Below are 22,475 nucleotides of genomic sequence, written 5' to 3' on the forward strand. Positions count from 1 at the left end.
ACAGTTTTAACTAAGTTCGAATTAAAACTGACAGAAACGTGACAATGTAAAATCTTCCGTCGACAAAATCTCGGCGCCTAATTTTTGATAATTGCGTTTGCATTGTCATAAGTCTATGAATAATTAATATTTTATATGAGTTGGAAAAGTATTGTGCCAATTGTTCAACGTTATCTAGCTATATTGCTACTGACATTTTTCGCCTCTGCAAATGCGATGGCTGCAGGGGAAATAGAAATATCTTTCAGCCCTTCATCTGGAACGCCTTATGAGAATGGAGAAGTTATCAATTACTCTATTGAGGTTCGAAATACTACGGTTAGTACCATAAGCGATGTTTCGGTAACGAACGCTATTTGGGATGTTATGTCGGGGACGAATAGGGCATTTAGTGACGTCACGATAACCGATTCCCATACCTTAGGAACTGATCCTGGTAGCTACTCGGCAAGCAACAGCAACCTTGATGTGACAGGAGCAAACTTATTGCCTCTTGGCCGAATCACCTATCAGATTGAGGCTACGGTCGCAAACAATGCCGCAGAAAACATTGTTTTGGGTAACACGGAAGTGAAAGGAACGGTTTCCGGCACAGAAACAACTTTTTCTAACACAGATACCATCACTTTCACGCCGGCCGAGTATGATTATACCCTTGAAGCTTTTGTAAGTCCGGAGGAGTATAGCGTTGGAGGCCTTTTAACTTACAGTCTTACTGCGACCAATAATGGTACATACTCGGTAAAAGGACTAGATATTGAACAGGAATTTGCTTCCCTGACAGGACAGAATTCCGGTGGTTCAACTGTGGCTGCATTTAGCGGTGTTACGATCAGCGCTTTGGCATCTTCCGGCAGTGATGCGGGCTCGTTCACAACAACTGGAGATTTATCGGTTACCGATGCGGAGCTCTCTGTTGGCGGGTCTATTACTTACACCATCCAAGCGATTGTCGCCGCAGATTTAGTTTCTGATATTGATACCAAAGCAAGCTCAACGACTCGTGCAGGAACGGTAGAGAGTAATACGTTGTCTACACCGCCGGTGGCTCCGGATGTTGAACTTACACATATGTTGAGTTCGACTTCTCCATACTTGATAAACGGAGAGGTTGATTTTGAACTCAAAGTGAGCAATAACGGTGGATCAATTGCTCACAATTATCAAGTAAAACAAAATATTAAAGATCTTGTTAGTCGGAACGGCTTAGCAAATGATTTATCTCCTAGTTATAACAATACCGATGTAGACGGCAACCCGTTTGCGACTTGGGATATCACGGTTTCAAGCATTGGCAGTAACTCACTTTCTGATTACCAAGGCAGCACGCAAACAGATGTCGATTTTGACGATACCGTTTCTATCTACCCGGGTGAGTCGATCACTTACCAAATTAAAGCAACCCTTACCCCAATCACGATTGGCACTTTGCAAGGTTTTACAGCTTCAGTAACGGATGACTCGGGTTCTTTGGTCGAAAGCTCCAGTATTTCTGATATGGTTGACGCAGAAAAAGTACTGCGTGCGACGGACTCGGATATATCCATCTCTAAAACCACTTCTGCATCGGAATATGTGCCAGGCGGTGAAATTGAGTACGAAATTACCGTTACAAATGGTTCATCAAAATACTTCGCTAACAACCTGTTAGTCCAAGATAACCTGACGTGTGTTAAGACTGAGCAAGCGGGTGGAGCAGGGGATGGCCAAGCTTTTGAACAGTGGAAAGTTGAGGTTATTTCGGGTGAGGATGCTATCGGTTCCGATCCTGGTTCGTTTAACTACGGAACTTGGATCTCTAGTCCTATTTCTCTGACACCAGATATTGCTCCAGGGAAAACCGTTAAGTACAAACTAACCGCGAAAACTAATGAGACCAGTACAGGTTTGATATTGGATGACAGTCTCAGTTGCTCCAATGATAACGTGATAGAGGATGGCTCTGGTGTACAAACGCCGGATGATAACTTGCGAGCGAGTAAGAATGTTGACAGTCGTTTTTATTCATCTGGCCAAGCACTTACTTACACGATCACTGTGACTAACGATGGCGATGGTTTTGCCAACCAAGTTCAGGTATTGGATGATTTGGCGTCTGTAAAAACTGCAGATATATACGGCAACACAATTGATGCTTATTTAAATTGGAAAGTCACAGCTCAAGCATACAAAGAGGATGGAACTCCTGCTAAGGCATCAGATACTGGCATTTCGGGGGAGATCAATTTTCCAGATAATTTAAATGTCATTGCTACTTTGCAACCGAAGTCTTATATAGAATACACTATTGTTACTGAAACCAATCCACTGGCGAATGGCCATATTGAAAACTATGTGACAGTCGACGGAACAGTCTATGCAGACCGAGGTTCGGACCCTCGAGACTTTGTTATTGGTTTGAATAAACGTGTAAAAACCAATACCGACACCTCTTTCCACCAAGAGCAAACGGGTTATTCAAAATTAGACACAGAAGTTACTTACCAACTTAGTCTGAAAAACGCTGAAGAAAATGGTTACGCCACGAATGTTTCAGTGAAAGATACGCTATCGACCATAACGGCTAAGATTCTTGAACCGGATGGCCAAACGAAACCAGTGTTTAAGTCTTGGACAATTAAGGCCGAGATTATTTCTGATGATCCTCTACTAGATGGCAACCCTGCGTATACTAACGTAGGTACGTTCTCTGATAATTTGGATTTGGATACGACAGCGCAAATTCCACCAAATGTAGAAGTCCTCTACACGATTGTCGCTCAGATCGATAGAAGCGATGAAAACGAGATTATTTTCGGTCGCTTTGACAACACTGCTGAAGTGAAAACTCCAGACTCTCAACTTCAATCATCCGTATCTGATACTGCGATTGTATATCCAAAAGATCCTAAAGTTGTTGTGGCTAAAACTACCCCAGATGATGACTTTGATCCTGGGCAATGGGTGAATTTTAAGGTTACGATTTATAACAACGGTGCTGGCTATGCTAATGAAGTGCACGTGACCGATGATATCATTGGCCTGAATGCATTTTCAGAATGGAGTATCACTAGTAGTACTGACTCAAATAATTCCCCTTTTAAAACAGGTAGCTATGCTGGTGAGAAGTCTGGTTACCCTGATGGCGGTAATATTAACAGCCGTATTGACATTGACCCTAAAGTGAATGGTAAAGCGGGTTTTGTTGTTTATGACATCAAAGGTAAAGTTAAAGATGATTATGCTGAAAATCAGATATCGAATACTGCTGAAATTTACGACCCGTCAACCAACCTAAACCAATCGTCTTCAGCTGAAATAGGCGATACAGTCACGGACTCTTTAAATGTCTCAATTCTAAAAACCGCGGACAAAGTTAGATTTGTACCTGGTGATGATGTTATCTATGAAATAAGAGTGTTAAACAACAGTTCAAACTCAGAGACGGGCTTAAAGGTTGTTGATTATTTAACTGAAATTAAATCAGTTTTAGCGAACGACAAAGACAATCGATATGAAGATTATCCCGATCAGTCGCCTTTTGAATACTGGCAGTTTGATTATGCAGATGGCTCAGGTTTTCAACCAATAACAACCGAGGACTTTGTATACCCTCCCGGTAGTGATGCGAACACATTGAGCCTCGAAGCTGGCGAGTTACGCACGTTTAGAATCAAAGCTCACGTCAAGGATAATGTTGTTGGTTCTTTAGATGGTAGTGGGAATTTAAATAATAAGATTGAAAATGATGCTTACGTTTACCGCCTTTCCGCAAGCGGTAATAAATCTAATGTTTCGCATCATGAAATGGAAGCGGCATTCAATGGCGGTGATGTTGAACGTAAACTACTAGTAAATGGAGTGGAATCTCGATTCTATTCTCCTGGCGACACGCTGACTTACCAAGTGACCGTGTCTTCAAAAACCGGTTATGTCAATGATCATCGTGTGAGTGAAAACATCACAGGTGTGACGACTCAGTTACTTGATGGCTCGCTAGCCACTCCATTTGATACTGGCTTTACTGTTGATGTTTCTAAAAATGACACGAATGGCGGCGAGGGGACTACCGATGGGACGCTGGACGGTACGGTTTCTGATAACCAAAATATCTCAACAACGATAGATGTTGCTGGTAGTGATTCCGTCACATTCGAAGTTGAAGGTGTAGTGCGTGAAGATGCTGCAGGAACCATTACCATTGGCGGTCTTACTGTTATTCCGAACAGTTATCATCTTGTGTTTACAAAAACGGTAGATCAAGCCAGTTACGAGCCAGGCCACTCATTAGTCTATCGCTTAACTATTGAAAACGATGGTAAAGGTAACGCATATAACATTCCAGTCATAGATCGACTTTCAAATATTGCGGTAGATCTTATCGATGGAACAAGTGGTCAGGCATTTGATTCAGGTTGGACTATTACTCCGAGAGTTGTAAGTGGTAGCTCTAAGGCTCTTTTTGACTTGGATGGCACACTGGTAAGCAATGCTGATATCGACACCCACGCTTCAATTCCCGCTAGTACCAAGATTGAATACAAGGTGACTGCGAAAGTTAATGATAAGGCTGTTGGGAAGATACTTAACTTACTGACTGTTGATGGTGATACCGTTAGTGCTGAAACCAAAGCGTCAACTGAGAAATTTGATTTTTCAAAACATGTTACAAAAATATACGACCAAGACGGCATCACTGAGCTCAGTGGCGGATATACGCCGGGTGGTTACATTGAATACGAGATTTCGCTGAAGAACTTAAATAACGTTCATATCGATCAAATGCCAATCAAAGATGAAATTAGCAAGATCAAAACTGATTACTTTAGTGGAGGTAAGGGGCAGGCATTTGATTCTTGGACTATTGTAAGCAGTGTGGATTCGAGTGGTATCAGTAATGCGGGTTCTGTCAGCAACAACAGTGATATCAACACTAAGTTTAATTTAGCAGCAAATAGATTCGCGACAGGCGGAACCTTCGTTAAGTACACGATCAAAGCGAAGATCAGTGAGCAGGCTGTTGGTCAAATCCTTAACGTTGCTGTGGTAGATAGCAGTCACAATTTACCGTCAGAACCTGTGAACATGTTGCCATCTAACATTGCCAAGTCGCACAAAGCCTATACGGATACATCGTTGGCAACGGCGAAAACAACCTACAACCATACAACCAATGGTGAGAAGATAGTTTATCACTTGCGCATTGAAAATACGGGTAAGGGTCTGGAATACAACAAGTCTTTGCAAGAGCTATTTTCAAAAGTCAAAGTTCGTGTTGCGCAAAACGCTGCTGGGGAGTCTGATGCGCAGACACTTCCTGCGTTTGATCAATATGGTTGGACGGTAACCGTGGCGACATCCGGTGAAGCGACGACGCTCATTGATGGTTATGCAGGTGGTGCGAATTCCGACATCGATATATCTACACTTTCGATTGCTCCGGGCGGTTGGGTTGATTTTGTGATGGAGTCCCAGATCCGTCAAGATGCACTCGATCAAATTGTATCAACACCTAAGTACAACGGTAGCAACTTTAGCTCTGTAACTGTCACACCAGAAAACCGCGAAATCTCGGTGGTTAAAGATATCGTTTCTATTGGAGGTAAGCCCTATGTTGTGGGGGATACTTATAAACCCGGAGACGAGGTGATTTATCAATTTGTCGTGACTAATAAGAAACCAGTGTGGCGTGATCAAACGGTAATTCAAGATCTCATTTCTAATGTACGTGTTGAGGTTATCGGGGGAACAAGCAAGTCTGCATTTACAAATACTGAGATTTCTCACGTGTTTACCTCAGCAGGTACAACTGGTACGCAAGATACTTACATTGCCCCTTATGATCCTACTGATGATTTGGACTTACTGATAGATCTTGCGCCTGAAGAAGTTATTGAGTTTACGGTAAAAGGAACTGTTCGCCCTGATGCAGTAGGTGACATTGATGGGAACAAAGCGACTGCTGCGGTTAGAACAGATACAACGGATGTGATTCCACCAGTTGCTCCTGTGCTAAATTTTGAAAAATCTGTTCTGAATACAACGGCAGACAGCGGCACTTGTACTTTCCCATCAACTACGGGTACTGATTGTCACTACAATCCAAATGGCCAAGTTCAATACCAAGTTATTGTGACTAACGTTGGTGAGAGTATTACGAATGGTGCAACTATCGTTGATGAGTTGAATACTATCGATACGTCTGATGGTAAGCCTGCTTTCCAAGACTATAGTGTTGCTATCGTGAGTGCGCCTGATCCAGACCGATTCTCAATTACGGGTAATTACCAAGGAACCGTACCACTTAATGCAGCGTTCGACTTGATGCCGGGTGATACGGTTGTGTTTGAGATTGACGGCACGGTAGCGGCGGATGCGTCTGGCACAATCACAAATATTGCAAAAGTGAATGATGTTGATAGTAATGCGATTGTGTTGGATCCGGGTACTTCAAGCTTAACGGCAGAGAAGTCGACCAGCACACCAACTTACACACCAGGTTCCGAGATTCGTTATGAAATGCGTATTCGAAATGAAACGCTGCTAAACGAAGAGATTGATGTTCGAGATTTGATCTCGACGTACAAGGTTGAAGTTGCTGATGGCTCTGAACAGACAGCACTTAAAGATTGGGCAGTAACAGCAAGTGTGGTGAGCGACGGTAACGCTTCTGGCTTCCGTGACATTACGCCGCTTCAATCTATCGCAGCTAATACTGACATCGACGTTACCGTGAAAATGAATGGTAAAGTTGATGGCGGTGCAGAAAGTGAAATCCTAATTGAAGTCGTTGGTCATGTTCGCGATGATGCAGTTGGTGAGTTTACAAACCAACTACAAGGTAAGCTGAATTCAGGAACTAATTACTTCACCTACAACCTGAAAGAAAAAGTCATCGTCCCTGAACCGGGAACACTGACCGTTTCGAAAGTCACTTCAATTTCTCCTGCGATTTACCATCCGGGCGATACCATTGGCTACGATATCGAGGTGAAAAATACCGGTACAGGTTATGCGACCAATGTTCTGATTTCAGACCTTTGGAAGACGATTCGTACTGAAAAAGCAGGGGCGACATTACCTGTGCGTGCGTTTGATTCTTGGTCAGCAACATCAGTGAGTGTTGATGGTACCGACCCAACGCTGACTCAACCAATTCCGGGCTCTGAGGTAACTGGCGACAATGGTTATCAAATTCGCTACAACATTCACCCAGACCACACAGTGAAACTCCATGTCGAAGGTGTTGTAAAAGACGATCTTGTTGGTGACATTACCAATACTGTTGAAGTTAGTGACTCAAGTGGCACTCAATCAGCTGATGCGACTTATGTGGCTGCGACGGCAGACTTGACGGTCGAGAAAACGGTCGATAAGAGTCAGTACGAATCTGGCGATACATTGACTTACACTATCAAGATAGAAAACACCACCGCAAATTGGGCGAGCAATGTAACTGTAGAAGATCTGGTCAATGACATCACATCGACAAGTATTACAGGTGCAACAGTTAAGGCGTTTGAGTCGGGTACTATTTTCTTTAATGCAGCTTCGCAAACCGGTGATACTAAGTTCCCTTCAGCGACAGGCGAATTCTTAGATGGGAGCTTAGATATTGCGCCAAATGATGTCGTGACGATTACGGTTGAAGGGGAACTCGCCCCTGAAGTGGTAGGAGATGTGACAAACAAAGTTGAAGTCACTTACAACGGAACGACAAAAACAGCTGAAGTAACCAGCGCCGCGAAGATCCCAGATTTAACCTTCACTAAAGAGCCAATGGTAGAGTTCTATAGCCCTAACCAAGCAGCAGGTTACATCCTAAAAATTGTCAACGAAGGCAACAGCTACGCGAATGACATCAACTTAAAAGATGAAATTGGTGCGCTAACCGTGAACACCATTGATGGCTCGGCGAACCAAGCCTTCCTACAATGGGCGGTTCAGTATGTTACGGGCAGTTCACTGACCACAGTCGATGCTAACTCACTCGTTGTCGACAAGGATATCGATTACAACATCGACCTCGCACCGAACGACACCATCACTCTTTACGTTATTGGCCTAGTCAATACGGAAGCGACGGCCGACATTGTTAACACCGCAACGTTGAATTACAACAGTAAAGACGTGACGGCAACAGCAACGTTGAAACCGCGTCCGGGCGATATCGTTCTAGAAAAAACCACCGATGAGCGTTACTACCAGCCGGGAGAGTTCTCTACATTCCGTGTCAAAGTGACCAACAATGGTTCCGGTTTTGCGGCCGATGTAAAAGTCGAGGACATCATTTCGTCACTTGAAGTGGAAACCTCTGGTGGTGCAATGGAGCCAGCGTTAAATGATTGGACGATTGTTACCAGCAAGGGTGACCCGCGCACTGACATTGAAACGGTGCCGGGGCCAAATGGTGATATTTCTACCAACCTTGATATCGCACCAGGCGACACGGTTGAATTTGCCATCACAGGTACGGTGAACAGTAGCGCGGTTGCAAACATCGTGAATACCGCAACGGCAGAGTTTGGTGGAGCAACCATCGATGCAACCGCAACGCTAGAAAGCTTACCTGAAGAAGTTTGGATTGAGAAAACCGCAGAGTCACCAAACTATATTCCGGGCGAGGAAGCGGTGTTCCATGTTCGTGTTTACAACGGCACCGATGGTTTCGATAACGACATCGAACTGGATGACATCCTATCGGGCATCAAAGCGACCAATATCTACGGTGTTAATGAGCGAGCGTTTGAAAGCTGGACGATTAAAACGACCAACACGGACAGTCGTACCACGATCACCCCAATGCCTGTCGATAATCAAGACATTCGCTCAGTGATCGACATCGCGCCTCACGACATTGTTGAATTCACCATTACAGTGAAAACAAATCCATTAGCAGCGAGTGAAATCACCAACACGGCTATTGCGGACTTGAATGGCACTGTTCAGCAATCGAGCGCGACCATTCAACCTCAGTCGCAAGGTATCTCAATCGAGAAAACGGCGGACACCGAGTATTACGTACCAGGCAAAGAAGCGACGTTCCGCGTCAAAGTGAAGAACGAAGGTACGGTGCCAGCAACAGACGTTGAGGTGAAAGATGCCATCAGTGATCTTGAAGTGGTTCGCTTAGATGGCACGACAGTAAAAGCGTTCGACTCTTGGCGTATCGAAGTCAATAAGGGCAGTTCAGATACTGATATCACAAACATTCCGAGCGTAAATACGGACATTGATTCAACACTGACGATTGCAGCAAATGATGAAGTGGAGTTCGTCATCACAGGCTTGGTGAATCAGTACGCAACGGGTGAGATTGAGAACACGGCAAGTGCGTTGTTCCGCGGCGAAACTCAAGAAGCGACCGCGATGCTATTGGCGATGCCAGAATCGGTCAAGCTAGAGAAGACCGTCGATGATGAGTACTACCGTCCGGGTGAAAACGTCACTTACCACGTGGTGTTAAGTAATGAATCTGGCTCGTTTACCGAAGAGATAGTGCTTAAGGATATTATCTCTGAGTTGAAGGTGAATACGATTCATGACACCGAAGCGTCAGCGTTTACCAGTTGGAGCATGACCAGCTCCTACAGTGACGATCGCACCATCGTGTTACCACAGATTCAAGGTGACAATTTGGATGTGAATAGCCGTGTGATTATTGCGCCAAACGATAAGTTGGAGATTGAAATCACAGGTGTTATCAACGCGGATGCGATGGGAGAAATCACCAACCACGCGTATGCCTACGACAAGTCAGAAAGCGATGTCCTAGCAGATGATTTCGCAACTATCAAACCACTGCCGATCATTTTGTCGGTGACCAAGGTGGCGGATAAAGCGGAATACACCAACGATGACGATGAAATTACCTTCACGATGACGGCGACCAACCGAGGCTCTGCGGATGCAGAAAGCGTCAACCTGTTGGATGAAATCGATAAGCTTATTGGTAACAACGGCAATCCATTGTTCACCACATGGAAATCGACCATCACTGAGCTTAAGTCTGGTGTGGTGGTTTCTGTCGATTCAGATAGCAACGTCGATTCAAACCACACTATGAAGGCGTACCAAGGCAATGAATACGAAATCGTAGTGACGGGTGAAATCAACCAAGGCATTGATGACAACTTCACGAACGTCTTTACCGCGAAAGCATCAACAGGTGAAGTCGCTTCCGCCAACGTCACGATCAAGGTTAAGAAGCAAGCTTACAACGAAGGCATGCTGAAAGTGACCAAGGTAGCGAGCAAGTCAGAGGCGAGCGTCGGTGAAGTTGTCGAATACGAAGTCGTCATTACCAATGAAAACGACAACCCATTCACGGGTGTACGTTTGGTTGACCGCTATCCGGGAGGTTTTGCTTACATCCCAGACTCGACTGAGATGGTCAACAGTGGTCCTGATGGCGTATTTGATACCTCAGATGATATTCAAATCACCGTAGAACCAACGAAGACCAATCAACTGTTCTTCGAAGTGGGCGACATGAACATCTACGGCAAGGGCGATTCGAAAACCGCTGATGCTGTTCGTATCCGTTACCTAATGCGTGTAAGTGTAGGTGCTACCTTTGGCGTTTACACCAACACCGCATGGGCGGAAGCGCCACCGGCAGAAAGCTTCTCGGCACAAAACACCACGACCAACTACGTTGTGAAGTCGAACCTCGCCAGTGCGACGGTCGAAGTCATGCCAGACAAGGTATTCGATACCGCTTCAATCATCGGCAAGGTGTTTGAAGACCACAACGGTGACGGTTTCCAAGCAGATGCAACGGCAGATGACATTTACATTGATGTTGACCTTGCCGCGGGCGATTACGTACCGGGGTCGACCTTCATTACTCAAGATGGTGTTGAAACCCAACTTAAAGATGTGAAGGTGAAACTCAAAGGCCAAGACGTCGTGATGTCGAGTGTGGACAACGGTTATGAAGTCGATGAGCTGTACGGCCTATCTCGCAACCGTACCCTCGAACACAGCAACAAAGTGGTGTTCCAGTTTAATACACGAACTCACCAAGGTTTCCCGTTCAAGGTGACAACGGATAACGGCACGCACATTGAGTTCGACAAGCAAGGTAACGCGATTACCAAGCACAAAGGAGATAAGAAAAAAGGTCTGTCGGCAGAGAACATCGACGTGGTGAGAAACCTCTACCGAGATGGGGATATGTACCTATGGGAAATCATCGTAGAGAACAAAGGATTTTACGAGGACGGTATCCCAGGCGTTCGACTGCTAACGGTCGAAGGCATCATTATCGAGACAGATCAATATGGTCGATACCACGTTCCAGATCAGTGGGTGTTGAATAAAAAAGGTAAGCAGTTCTTGGTCAAAGTCGATACAGACTCGCTGCCGACAGGCATGAGGGTAGTCAGTGAGAACCCGAAAGTACGCCGAATCACACCAAACAAACTGACGAAATTTAACTTCAGTATTCAAAGCAGTGGGGATGATTAACCGTTCGCATTACAGACGCAGGCTGGGCCAGTCCCAGCCAACCACTCAAGCGGTTAAGCAGGATTATTATGATTAGATTTAGACAATCAAAACTGACAATGTGTATCGCGGCTGCGTTGCCGATACTTTCGTACGCGAAAGACACCAGCCAATTGGAGAAACTTGACAGTGACTCACTGGGTATTGAAGTAAAAGCTCACGAACAAACGGATAACTCACGTATCTATCTAGACCAAGGTGCGATTTGGGTAAGCCGCGACATCATGCGATTTGACCCAGTTCTCGACCTGAGTATTAGCAGTGATGTTGAAGTGAAAGATGGCAAGCCATTGCAAGAAATGAGCTTCGCTATCACAACCAACTTCAGCTACTACGTTGACCATTACCAACTGGAAGTCTTCCGTGGTGGTGACCGTGGCTTGGTTGCCCCTTTAGCAGTGGTAGAAGGCCAGCAATTTGCGAACGATTTCAACATTGTTTGGGATGGCACGACCGATCAAGAGTATCAATTTGAATCCAACACGCAGCTATTGTTCCGTTTAAAAGCTTTCGATAAAGACGGCAATATGGACGTGACGACGGTTGGTGTAATTGACCTTGTCGAGCCAGATTCTGAAGTCGATATCGACAAGAACGACGGTGAAGAAGAGCAAAGCCGCAAGCTCGGTAAAGCTCAGTTGATGCGTCACAACATTCCTACCTCTGCAGGTCTGGCAAGATTCATGGGTACAGGATTAAAAGGCGTCGATAAAGTCGTGATTGGCGAAGACGAGTTTGATGTGGAAGAGGGCGAGCTATACGCAGAACAATACTTGCCAGCAGATGCGTATCTGTTCCCAACTCGTGTGGTATTCGACAGCGGTGAAGAGCGCCGTTACCAACTGTACGTGCGTATCCCTGATGAATATTGGGTGCAAGCCGGTCTTGCAGACTTCTACATTGGTAAAAACAAAGTAACGGGTAACTCTGCGGCATTGGCCGTCGACGACCAATACCAAGATGATATCTATAACCAAGGTCGCTTGGCGTACTTTGGCCAAGGTAAGTTCGGTGACAAACTTAGAATTACTACTCATTTTGATACCAAAGAGAGCGACGTGCGAGACATGTTTAAGCACCCGTTTGCCTCTGATTCTTCCAGCGTATTCGACATTCTCGAAGACGACGATGAGATGTATTACGGCAACTATGGTGACAGCTCCAACATCTACAAAGTGGTGAACACCAAAGGTAAGGTTTACCTCAACGTTGAGTACGACAAATCCAATGTTTTGTGGGGTAACTACAACACTGGTATTACTGGCACCGACAACAACGACTACAACCGTAGCTTATACGGCTTCAAAGGGGATTACCGTACGCGCTCAACCACCAAGTTTGGTGAGGATCGCCTAAACGTTGTGGGCTTTGCCGCTGAATCTGACTCACTCTTCGCTCACGATGAATTCCTAGGTACTGGTGGTTCGTTGTATTTCTTGCGTCATGGTGAAGTGGTGCCGGGCAGTGACAAAGTAATGGTGAAAGTTGTCGACCCAGACAGCAGCATCACTGTGCAAGAAATGCCGCTGCAATCGGGGCGTGACTATGAAATCGACCCGTATCAAGGCCGCATTATTCTGACCAGACCGCTGAACAATATCATTTCGGATAACTTTGGTACCGTCATTAACGACCAACCAGCATCTGGCTATGACAACTACCTTTCGGTGGACTACGAATACGTTCCCCAAGGTAGTGACGCGCTTGACGCAATGACCGCTGGTGGTCGTGTGAAAGGTTGGGTGAACGACTACATCGGTGTGGGTGCAAACTACCAAACCGAAGAAAAAGACAACCAAGATTACGAAGCGTACGGTACGGACTTAACTTTGCGTGCATCAGAAGGTACGTATTTGAAAGCCGAATTCGGACACAGTAAAGGCCGTCAAACCGATTCCAACTACGTTTCTTTCGATGGCGGTTTGACCTTTACTCCGATTGGTAGCAACGCGGAAGATCGTGAAGGCGATATCTACCAAGTGAAAGGGGTGATGAACCTCTACGACTTAGCACCAAACGTATTCTCTGCGGTGGGTAACGACGTTAAAGCTTGGTACAAATCCAAAGACGCCGGTTACAGTTTTGCTAGCCAAGATGACGACTTAGAGCAAGAGTCTTACGGTACCGAAATTCGTTTCCAAGCCACTGACCGAGTTGCGGTGAAGACGCGCTTTACCTCGGTTGAGGAGCGTGAATCCGATGGTGATCTGCGAACCGATACCCAGCAAGCGGAATTGGAAACCCAAGTTAAAGTCACCAAACACATCAAGATCTCGGCAGCGGGTAAACAAGTCGAAGAGCTAAACAACCAAGATGAAAAAGGCAAAGGGACGTTAGCGGGTCTGCGTGCTGACTACATCTGGGACAGCGACAACAACGTGTACATCAAAGGCCAGAAAACCGTGGGCCAAACCGACGAATACGATGAGAACGACAGCGTTACACTAGGTGGTGAAACCCGTATCCTAGAAGACTTTGTGGTTGGCGCGGAATACACCACGGGTGATCGCGGCGATGCCGCAGAAGCGAGCGTGACGTATGACGTAACGGAAGATTACAGCACCTACTTAACCTACGTAGACGACACTTACGAAGGCAAAAACAACGTGATTGTCGGTCAACGTGCAGACCTGACTTCAACGGTCGATTTCTACCAAGAAAACCAATTTGTTGATGAGAACAACGGCAAAGGTCGTATTGACTCGTTTGGTTTTGGTTACGACATGAACGACGATATCGACATGGGTATCGGCTATCAAAAAGGCGAAATCGAAGACGACCAGAAGATCACCACAGAGCGCCAAGCGGTGAGTGTAAGCACTTCGATTGATGTGGATGACGTATTGTTCAAGAACAAAGTCGAATACCGTGTCGACAAGACTGATGATTCCGCCGACCCAGATAAGAAACGTGTCGATCAATGGGTGACGACTAACCGTTACACGCATCATCTAACGGAAGAGTACACCTTATTTGGTAAATTCAACTACTCACGCTCAGAAAGTAAATCGAGCGATAAAGTGTTGGCTCGTTTTATTGAATCCACTGCAGGTTTAGCATATCGCCCGATCTACAACGACCGTTTAAACGTACTCTCTCGCTACACGTATTTGGTGGACTTCGACCAACTTAACCGCGATGTGGATTACAAAGATGAAGAAAGCCACATCATCGAAATCGAAGGTATTTACTCGTTGGATGCAAACTGGGATTTAGGCGCGAAATACGCTTATAAGGACAAGCATGAAATCTTCACTCGTCAGTCAGGCGAAGACATTCCAGTCGACAGTAAAATTTCTCTCTACGGTTTGAGTGCCTCTTATCGTGTTATGAAAGATTGGGACGTGACCGGTGAGTACCACTGGAAGACGGACAGCACCTACGACGAACTAGAGCAGGGCGCATTGGTTTCGGTTAACAAACATTTGAGCGACAACTTCAAAGTCGGCGTGGGTTACAACTTCTCAGGCTTTGATGGCAACCTAGCGAATGATGACGATTACGACGCATCAGGCGTGTTCATTAACCTAGTTGGTAAGTTATAAGAGGGCGATATGAAAACGACGATTCGTTTGTTAAGCGGTATGATCGCAGGGGCAATATTGGCAGGGTGTTCGGCGGATGCGTATGTAAGCCAAGAGAACCGAGAAAAGTTTGCCGATGTCAATGTCTCCAAGTTTCTGATCAGTGAATGTTTAGCACCGCAACGCGAAATCCATATTGCGGTTGCCGAACATTTCGACTTCGATAAATCGATCATTCGTGAAGCCGATGCGGCAAGCCTAGATGCGTTCATCAGTGATATTCAAGACTTGGCCGGGCGCATTACGATTGTTGGTCACACCGATTTTAAAGGCTCTGACGAATATAACGAGAAGCTGTCTATGCGCCGCGCTGAATCGGTAGAGGCGTATCTTCAGCAACAACTCGACCCAGAGCAATACGATTGGGAAGTGAAGCACTTTGGTGAGTCGCAGCCGCTAGCGTTGGGTAAATCGGATCAAGCGCGTGCTGAAAACCGTCGTGCTTACGTGATGTTTGAAGAGGCGAAGAAGTACGAAGAGATGCCTTTCTGTGAGCCGCCAAAACCAGAACGTAAGATCTACATGGCGATGACGCCGCACTTTGATTTCGATAAGTCGGAGTTAAAACCGGAAGACCTTTCACAATTAGATGATTTCATCGCAAAACTGCAAGGTTTAGAAGGTAGCATTATGGTGGCTGGTCATACCGACCAAGTAGGTTCACTCTCTTATAATGAACAATTGGCGGAGCGAAGAGCGCAAACCGTGGTGGCGTATCTCAAGACGAAACTCGATCCGTCGCAGTTTGTGTGGGAAGTAAAAGCCTTTGGTGAGCTTCAACCTGTGATCAACGAAGAATCTCCAGAAGCCAATGCTTTAAACCGCCGTGCGTTTATCGTATTTAAAGAGAGTGAACTGGGGCAACCGACTGAATAATTTGGTAAGGTTGTCCTCTCGCAAGCTAGCTATCAGTTTTCTGAGTGATAGTTAGTATCAAAGGTCAACCTATCCAAACCAAACAGGGAGTCGGGTAATGGAGAAAGTGCAGTTAGTCGTCGATTTTCTTCTCACTCACAAAATTTTATTTTCCGCATTAATCCTGCTGTTCATCATTGTTCTGCGTCGTTTGATTCTGTCTCGAATTCGTGGCGACGATGCCTTCATTACGGAAGAACAACGCAGTTGGATGTCGAGAACCAAAAACGGCGCATTTGCTCTCACTCTGATTCTGTTGTTCATCTTGTGGCAATCCGAAATCAGCGAGTTTGCCCTAAGTGTTACGGCGATTGCAGTGGCGATTGTGGTCGCATCTAAAGAGATTATTCTTTGTTTTACTGGTTCGATTCAACGAGCCAGTTCGCGTTCATTCCGCATCGGTGACTGGATTGAAGTCGGCAAGCTGTGTGGTGAGGTTATTGAGCACAACATGATGGCGACAGTGATCCAAGAAATCGACCTGCATCATGGGCAATACCACTTCACGGGGAAAACTGCGACATTGCCCAACAGCATGTTTTTCACCTACCCAGTGAAGAACCTCAACTTTATGAAGCGTTACGTCTACCATGACTTTTCTATTGTGGTGAAAGACTTCGTCAATCTTTACCCACTTTTGCCGTTGCTGACCGATAAGATTGACGAACATTGCAGTTACTTTTCCGATGTGGCTCACCGTTACAACGCGATGATCGAGAAGCACGCTGGTGTCGATCTTCCGGGTGCAGAGCCACACATCCATATCTCAAGTAACATCAATGGTGAGCAAATCGTGCACATCATGATTTTCTGCCCGACAGACAAGGCAAACCATTTAGAGCATTTGATTCGTAAAGACTTTATGGAGCTTTATGAGCAGCGATTTCCAATGAATACAGAGCATTAAGTTTTCGCTCAATAATCATCTGGCAAATGTTAACCCTCGCTTTTTACAGTGGGGGTTATTTTTTATGTATTTGCTGATCGTGACGATAAAATACCTTGATGGATCGGGGCGCATATAATCGCTAAATTACGCCTCGCAACCTATCCGCACAACTTACGTTTGCTGCTAAGAACTAAAAATGATTACTAACTAAGACTACATAGATGGTCACGTCTAAAAAGGCACAGGTTGCAATTACGGCTGTTCGTTTAACAGCTCAACCCCTCATTTATAATAAGATGCTCCATGCAAACTGGCTTTTCACTCATATTTGCACCCGCCCAACGTTTATTGGCAGTGGTGAGTCAATGGCGAGCGAGCTCCAAATCCTATTTAACGGATTTGGCGTCTATTGCTTTGCTGTTACTGCCGCTGACTTTGTCTAATGCGTTGGCCATATTTCTCGGACACGTTTTCAGGCTTACTGGTTTGGCTGATTTGTCGCAGCTGTTATTCCACGTCTCCGACATTTTGATCAACCTCTATCCGAGTGCGTTTTGTGTGGTGGCAGGGTACTACCTTTCCCACAAAACCAATGTCTCAAGTGCGCTGTTCATCATCTATTCGCTGATCATGTTTTATTTGGTCTCGATAGAAAACAGCAGCTTGTCAGCGACTTATATGCTGCCAAACAATCCGTTGATCGCTTTATTGAGCGCGACCATGACGTACGTGTATTGCAGCTTATTCAAGATACGTTTGCTAGAGCCGCAAGCCCTCGATTTCTCGTCCCGTTTGCTCAAGCACGTGGTGCACTTTTTCTTGTTTGTGCTGGTGGCCTTGGTCATGTCTCACTTCACCGCGATTTTTATGGCGTTGTTTGGTGGCATGGTCCGTGATTTGGGTGTAGACCCACTTACGCTCTCCGGCGGATTGATGTATCAAACCGTGCTTGGTTTACTTGGCTCGATCGGTATCAACGGACACAACTTGCTGTTTGCGATTAAACAGCAGATCTTTGCCGCCACAGAAGCCAATATGATGGCTTGGCAAGCAGGGGATGAGCCACTCAACGTCATTAGCCAAGGCTTTTATGACGCGTTTATGTCGATGGGCGGCTCTGGTAACTCGATTAGCTTGCTGTTGTGTGTGCTGATATTCGCAAGAGAGCGTAACCATCTGATGCTTGCTCTCGCCGCAATGCCGCTGGTGATTTTCAACATCAATGAAGTGTTGCTGTTTGGCTTGCCGATCATCTTTAACCCGATCCTGATCGTACCTTTTGTTCTGGTGCCTTTGGTGAGTTTTGTTATCACTTATTCATGTATCTCGTTTGGCTTAGTGCCACCAGTAGAGAACATCGTAAACTGGATGACGCCACCCATTTTCAGTGGCTACATTGCAATGGGAAATCAAATTGAAGGCTCAATTCTACAAGTATTGATCATTGTGTTGGGTGTTTTCATTTACCGACCATTTTACTTGGCATACGCAGGGAAGTTTTCAGCGCAGTTTCGTGCGAACACCGCCTATACCGGTATTGAGAGCTCGATATTCAAATCATTGTTGAACAACGTAAGAGACTCCAATAACTCCAGCATCAGCAAATCAACGGCACAAAAGCGTTTAACCACGATATTGCGAGAAGGTGAGCTGGTGATGTTTTATCAAAAACTTCAATCGACGAAGAAGGTTAACGTGTTCTCTTATGAAGCGTTACTGCGTTATATCGATAAAGAAGGAAACCTTTGTCCACCGACGTTTGTGAGTGACTTCCAAATGCTCAACTCGATGCCGCTGTTGGATAAGTTGGTCATTGAAAGAGTGTTGGCAGATATGCAGCAAATGACGCTGTCGAAAGACCGCCGTATTGCCATCAACATCGCAGTGGCGACCATTGAGCAAGAAGAGTTTGTTCCGCACTTACTATCGCGCTTAGTCCACTACGGGATTTCTCCAGAGTGGCTGGAAATCGAAATTACCGAAGAAGCGATTCTTAGCAATAAAGTGTTTTTGATTAAAACTATGGAAGCGCTGCAAGCTCAGGGCATTCGTATTGCTATGGATGACTTTGGTACAGGCTATGCGTCTTTCCCGCATTTGCTGAAATATCCGTTTGATAAGATCAAGCTCGACCGTTCTCTCTTGCTCGATGCCAACGATCAAAAGGGCAGAGACCTCTACGAATTGGTCGCAAAGTTGGGCCACATTACTCATTGCGAAGTAGTTGCAGAAGGGGTAGAGACTCAACAAGAGTACGATTTTGTGAAAGGCTGCGGTGTCGATAAAGTACAAGGCTATTTCTTTGCTCGCCCGTTGCCACTGATGGATATCCTTGATGAGCAACTAGACAAGCCACTTTTATCGTCACAATCACAAAGTCGAGTGGAAATATAGACTTGCTGACGCTAATGTGCGCCTCCTTGCTTAAATAGCAGGCGAAATAACAAACGACGTTGACCCAAGAAACAACGCGTTTAACCAGACTAAAAGAGTACGAGGGTCCTAGCTTGTGCTCTTTTTGTTTGGATGATTACAACAAGTTGGCTATGGCTACCTTTGTTGAGTGACTATTCGCAACGTTAAACGATCAACGCTTTGTTACTCGAATGATACCGTCCTCGACGAGCATGTCGAAACTCTCCCTCATTGCGAAACAAACTAAACGGATTTAATTGCGGCGAACTTCCTGAACGGCTCTTTGAGTCGTACTTTGATGGATTTACTTAGCCAAATGAATAATCGATACATTAATCGGCTTTTTACTTTAATTTCTTCCAATTCATACATTAACGGTTTGTGTAATGTCCTTGTGATGTTACTGCCCGTGTCGCTTATTTCAGCATTTAGTACCTTGCTGAGTAACTTATTCATGATTGCTGGTTATGAGCAACTTGGCATCACGATAGGCACGGCAAGCGCGATCATTTGGAAGCTTTTCCCGATCTTACTGTTAGTGTATTTCTCGCAGTTTCTTTCTTCTTTGTTGAAAGTCTCTCGTGTAAATGTCATCACGCCATCGCTGATGGTTTACTTTATCGTGTATAACGAATGGGGTTTGTTGCAAGAAGGCACCGTCGTTCCGAGTAACTATCCACTGGCGATACTTATACCAACAGTGATCGCTTGGTCTGTACGTGTGATGCAAAACCGCAGATGGTTCATGCGTTCAGAGCTGCCAAATGTGGTGGATCAGTCATACAACCTTGTGATGGCAACCGTTGTATTGGTGGTTGGATATTCGGCTCTTGGTTACGTGCTAGGCAAAGCGGTTTGCGCAGCGGATATCGCGAGTTTTCTGCTGCCAGAACTTGATCCGAACTCTTTGCTTGATGGCATTATCTATGAGTTTGTACGTAACCTGTTTTGGTCGATTGGCATCAATGGCCACATCATCTTTGCTCCTTACAAAGCAGAGTTGTATGAGACAACGCGTGTCGCGATAGAGAATCACGAAGCACTCGGCACACCACTGCCAATTTTAACCACCAATTTCTACGACTTTTATGCGGGAATGGGGGGGGCAGGAAACACCATTTCTCTGGTGCTGTGTATGCTGTTTCTGACCAAGAATCGCAGTTACAAAGCATTGGCGGCGACGGCCTTAGTACTCAGCTTGTTCAACATCAACGAACCGATCATTTATGGCTTACCAATCATGTTCAACCCGGTCATGATTGTGCCGTTTCTGATTGCACCTATTATCGGTCTTATCATTGCATACATTGCCACGGTGATGGGCTTAGTTGCGCCGATAACAGAAATCATGAGCTGGATGACACCGCCATTAGCCAGTGGTTACATCGGCACAGGTTACACTTGGACGGGCGCGATATTACAGCTGATCATTATTCTAGTCGGCATCGTGATTTACTATCCGTTCTTTAAGCAGATGGACAAAATTGGCAGCTCAAACGCTTTGTTTGCGAAGTCAGTCTCAGATGATTTCTTCAACTATGAGGGCTTAGACAACGGCAAAGTCGCGGGGGCTTTCTTCCCAGAGATCACCAATAAATTTGCTGCTCAGAAACGCATCAGCGATTTGAAGAAACATGGTGAGTTCGTGCTGTTCTACCAACCCCAGGTAAACGCTCGCACTGGTGAGATTCGTTCGCTTGAGGTGTTGATTCGTCATCGTTCTGAAACGGGTGAGATCACGCCTCCGACGTTTCTAGAAGATTTTGCCAAACTGGGCTTGATGAGTGAGTTGGACTTGTGGGTGGTAGAAACGACGCTACGAGAAGCTGCACCGTTAGCGAATCGTCCAAGCTTTAAGGTGTCGATCAACCTGTCTCCAGAAACGTGTTTGGTGCCAGATTTCACAGAGAAAGTGTTGATGATGATTAACCAAAGTGCACTTTCTTACTCGCAAGTTGAGTTTGAAATTACCGAAGACATGTTGATTCAAGATGAGCATCGTACCCACCGTGTGTTGAGTGAGTTACGAGAAGCAGGGGTGAAGATCGCGCTTGATGATTTTGGCTCCGGCTATTCGTCTATCGGCTACTTGTCGAAATACGATTTCGATAAGGTAAAAATAGACCGCTCTTTAGTGCTCAACCTTGATAACAAGAACGGAAGAGAGTTGTTCAGACTGACAGCTAAACTGGTGAAAATCACTGGGGCAGAAACCGTTGCGGAAGGTATCGAAACGGAGCGTGAGTTAGAGTTTATGGCCGAGCAGGGGATTGATTTGATTCAAGGCTTCTACTTCTATAAACCCATGCCGTTTGATGACATTACGAAACTTGAATACACCCAATCAGACGACAGTTCAGAGTACGATCATTTCGCGTTTTAACGTTTGAACTACAGATACAATTAAGGGAAGCCATCGTGCTTCCCTTTTCTTTTTCAGAGGCTTAAGTTCGAGCGTGAACGCTTATTTGAACTCAAACTTGCCCTGCATGATTGCCCAGTGACCAGGGAAAGAACAGAAGAACGAGTAGTCGCCCCCTGGAGTCATTTTCTCTGTGCTGAACGTGATGGAGGTGCTTTCACCGCCGCCGATCACTTTAGTGAAGGCATAAACACGGTCATCGTTAGGTTTCACGTAGTTGTTTTCAAGACCTGCTGACATGCCTTCTGTGCCGACTGCTTGTAGGTTAGCCGTGTCTGCAATGACTACGTTGTGACCCATTGACTGCGCTGGCATCTTACCTGTGTGGTTCAGCGTCAGTTTTACTTCTTTACACGTTGCTGGAACACTCAAAGTTTTGGTCGAAAACTGCATCATATCGTTTGCATCGATAGACACTTCACACTCTGCGCTCGCTTGTGCGCCAAAGCTCATTCCAACTAGTGCAAAGGTTGCTGCTACTAAACGTAAAGACATATAACACTCTCCATATTTTATTTTGGGCTGACTTGGATTCAAACCGATCCAATGCATCTCATTATCATCGAATATTCAATCTGAAACCGTGCTTCAATCCGGATATTGACGTTTTGTTGCAAAGTTATACTTATCGTTTTCACTGGATGATCATTCGTATACCTTATTTTTCGCGCTTCAATTAAGAAGTGTGAAGACGATCTTGATAACCGCTTTAGGCGCTTCATTTATGTCTTAAGAACGCCCAAGTTTTGGTGCTTTTTTC

7 protein-coding genes are annotated in these 22,475 nt (G+C 45.4%); 6 read left to right on the forward strand and 1 reads right to left on the reverse strand.

The annotated features are described in order from the left end of the window. Positions 1 to 135 precede the first annotated feature (135 nt). The 6 genes from QTO06_RS06190 to QTO06_RS06215 all read left to right on the forward strand — a co-directional run bounded on the left by QTO06_RS06190 (position 136) and on the right by QTO06_RS06215 (position 21,676). Positions 136 to 11,451: a hypothetical protein gene (locus QTO06_RS06190; RefSeq protein WP_331407197.1), complete on the forward strand. Its 11,316-nt coding sequence runs from the start codon at positions 136 to 138 to the stop codon at positions 11,449 to 11,451. Between the two features lie 68 nt (positions 11,452 to 11,519). Further along, positions 11,520 to 15,035, forward strand: a complete 3,516-nt coding sequence (locus QTO06_RS06195) for a hypothetical protein (protein WP_331407198.1) — start codon at positions 11,520 to 11,522, stop codon at positions 15,033 to 15,035. Between the two features lie 9 nt (positions 15,036 to 15,044). Continuing rightward, the gene (locus QTO06_RS06200) at positions 15,045 to 15,950 is read left to right on the forward strand and encodes an OmpA family protein (protein WP_331407199.1); all 906 of its coding nucleotides are present in this window, start codon (positions 15,045 to 15,047) and stop codon (positions 15,948 to 15,950) included. Between the two features lie 97 nt (positions 15,951 to 16,047). After that, positions 16,048 to 16,896 carry a mechanosensitive ion channel family protein gene (locus QTO06_RS06205; protein ID WP_331407200.1) on the forward strand — a complete coding sequence of 283 codons (849 nt, stop codon included), beginning with the start codon at positions 16,048 to 16,050 and terminating at the stop codon, positions 16,894 to 16,896. 285 nt (positions 16,897 to 17,181) lie between these two features. Further along, the gene (locus tag QTO06_RS06210; RefSeq protein WP_331407201.1) at positions 17,182 to 19,272 is read left to right on the forward strand and encodes an EAL domain-containing protein; all 2,091 of its coding nucleotides are present in this window, start codon (positions 17,182 to 17,184) and stop codon (positions 19,270 to 19,272) included. Between the two features lie 337 nt (positions 19,273 to 19,609). Next, a complete protein-coding gene (locus tag QTO06_RS06215) occupies positions 19,610 to 21,676 on the forward strand; it encodes an EAL domain-containing protein (protein ID WP_331407202.1) in 2,067 nt (688 codons plus the stop codon). An 81-nt stretch (positions 21,677 to 21,757) separates the two neighbouring features. Here QTO06_RS06215 and azu read toward each other — a convergent pair whose 3' ends face one another. Beyond that, complete coding sequence (gene azu / locus QTO06_RS06220) at positions 21,758 to 22,210, reverse strand: azurin (protein ID WP_005441233.1); 453 nt, start codon at positions 22,208 to 22,210, stop codon at positions 21,758 to 21,760. Positions 22,211 to 22,475 lie beyond the last annotated feature (265 nt).

Source organism: Vibrio sp. M260121 (assembly GCF_036533715.1).
Classification (GTDB): Bacteria; Pseudomonadota; Gammaproteobacteria; order Enterobacterales; family Vibrionaceae; genus Vibrio.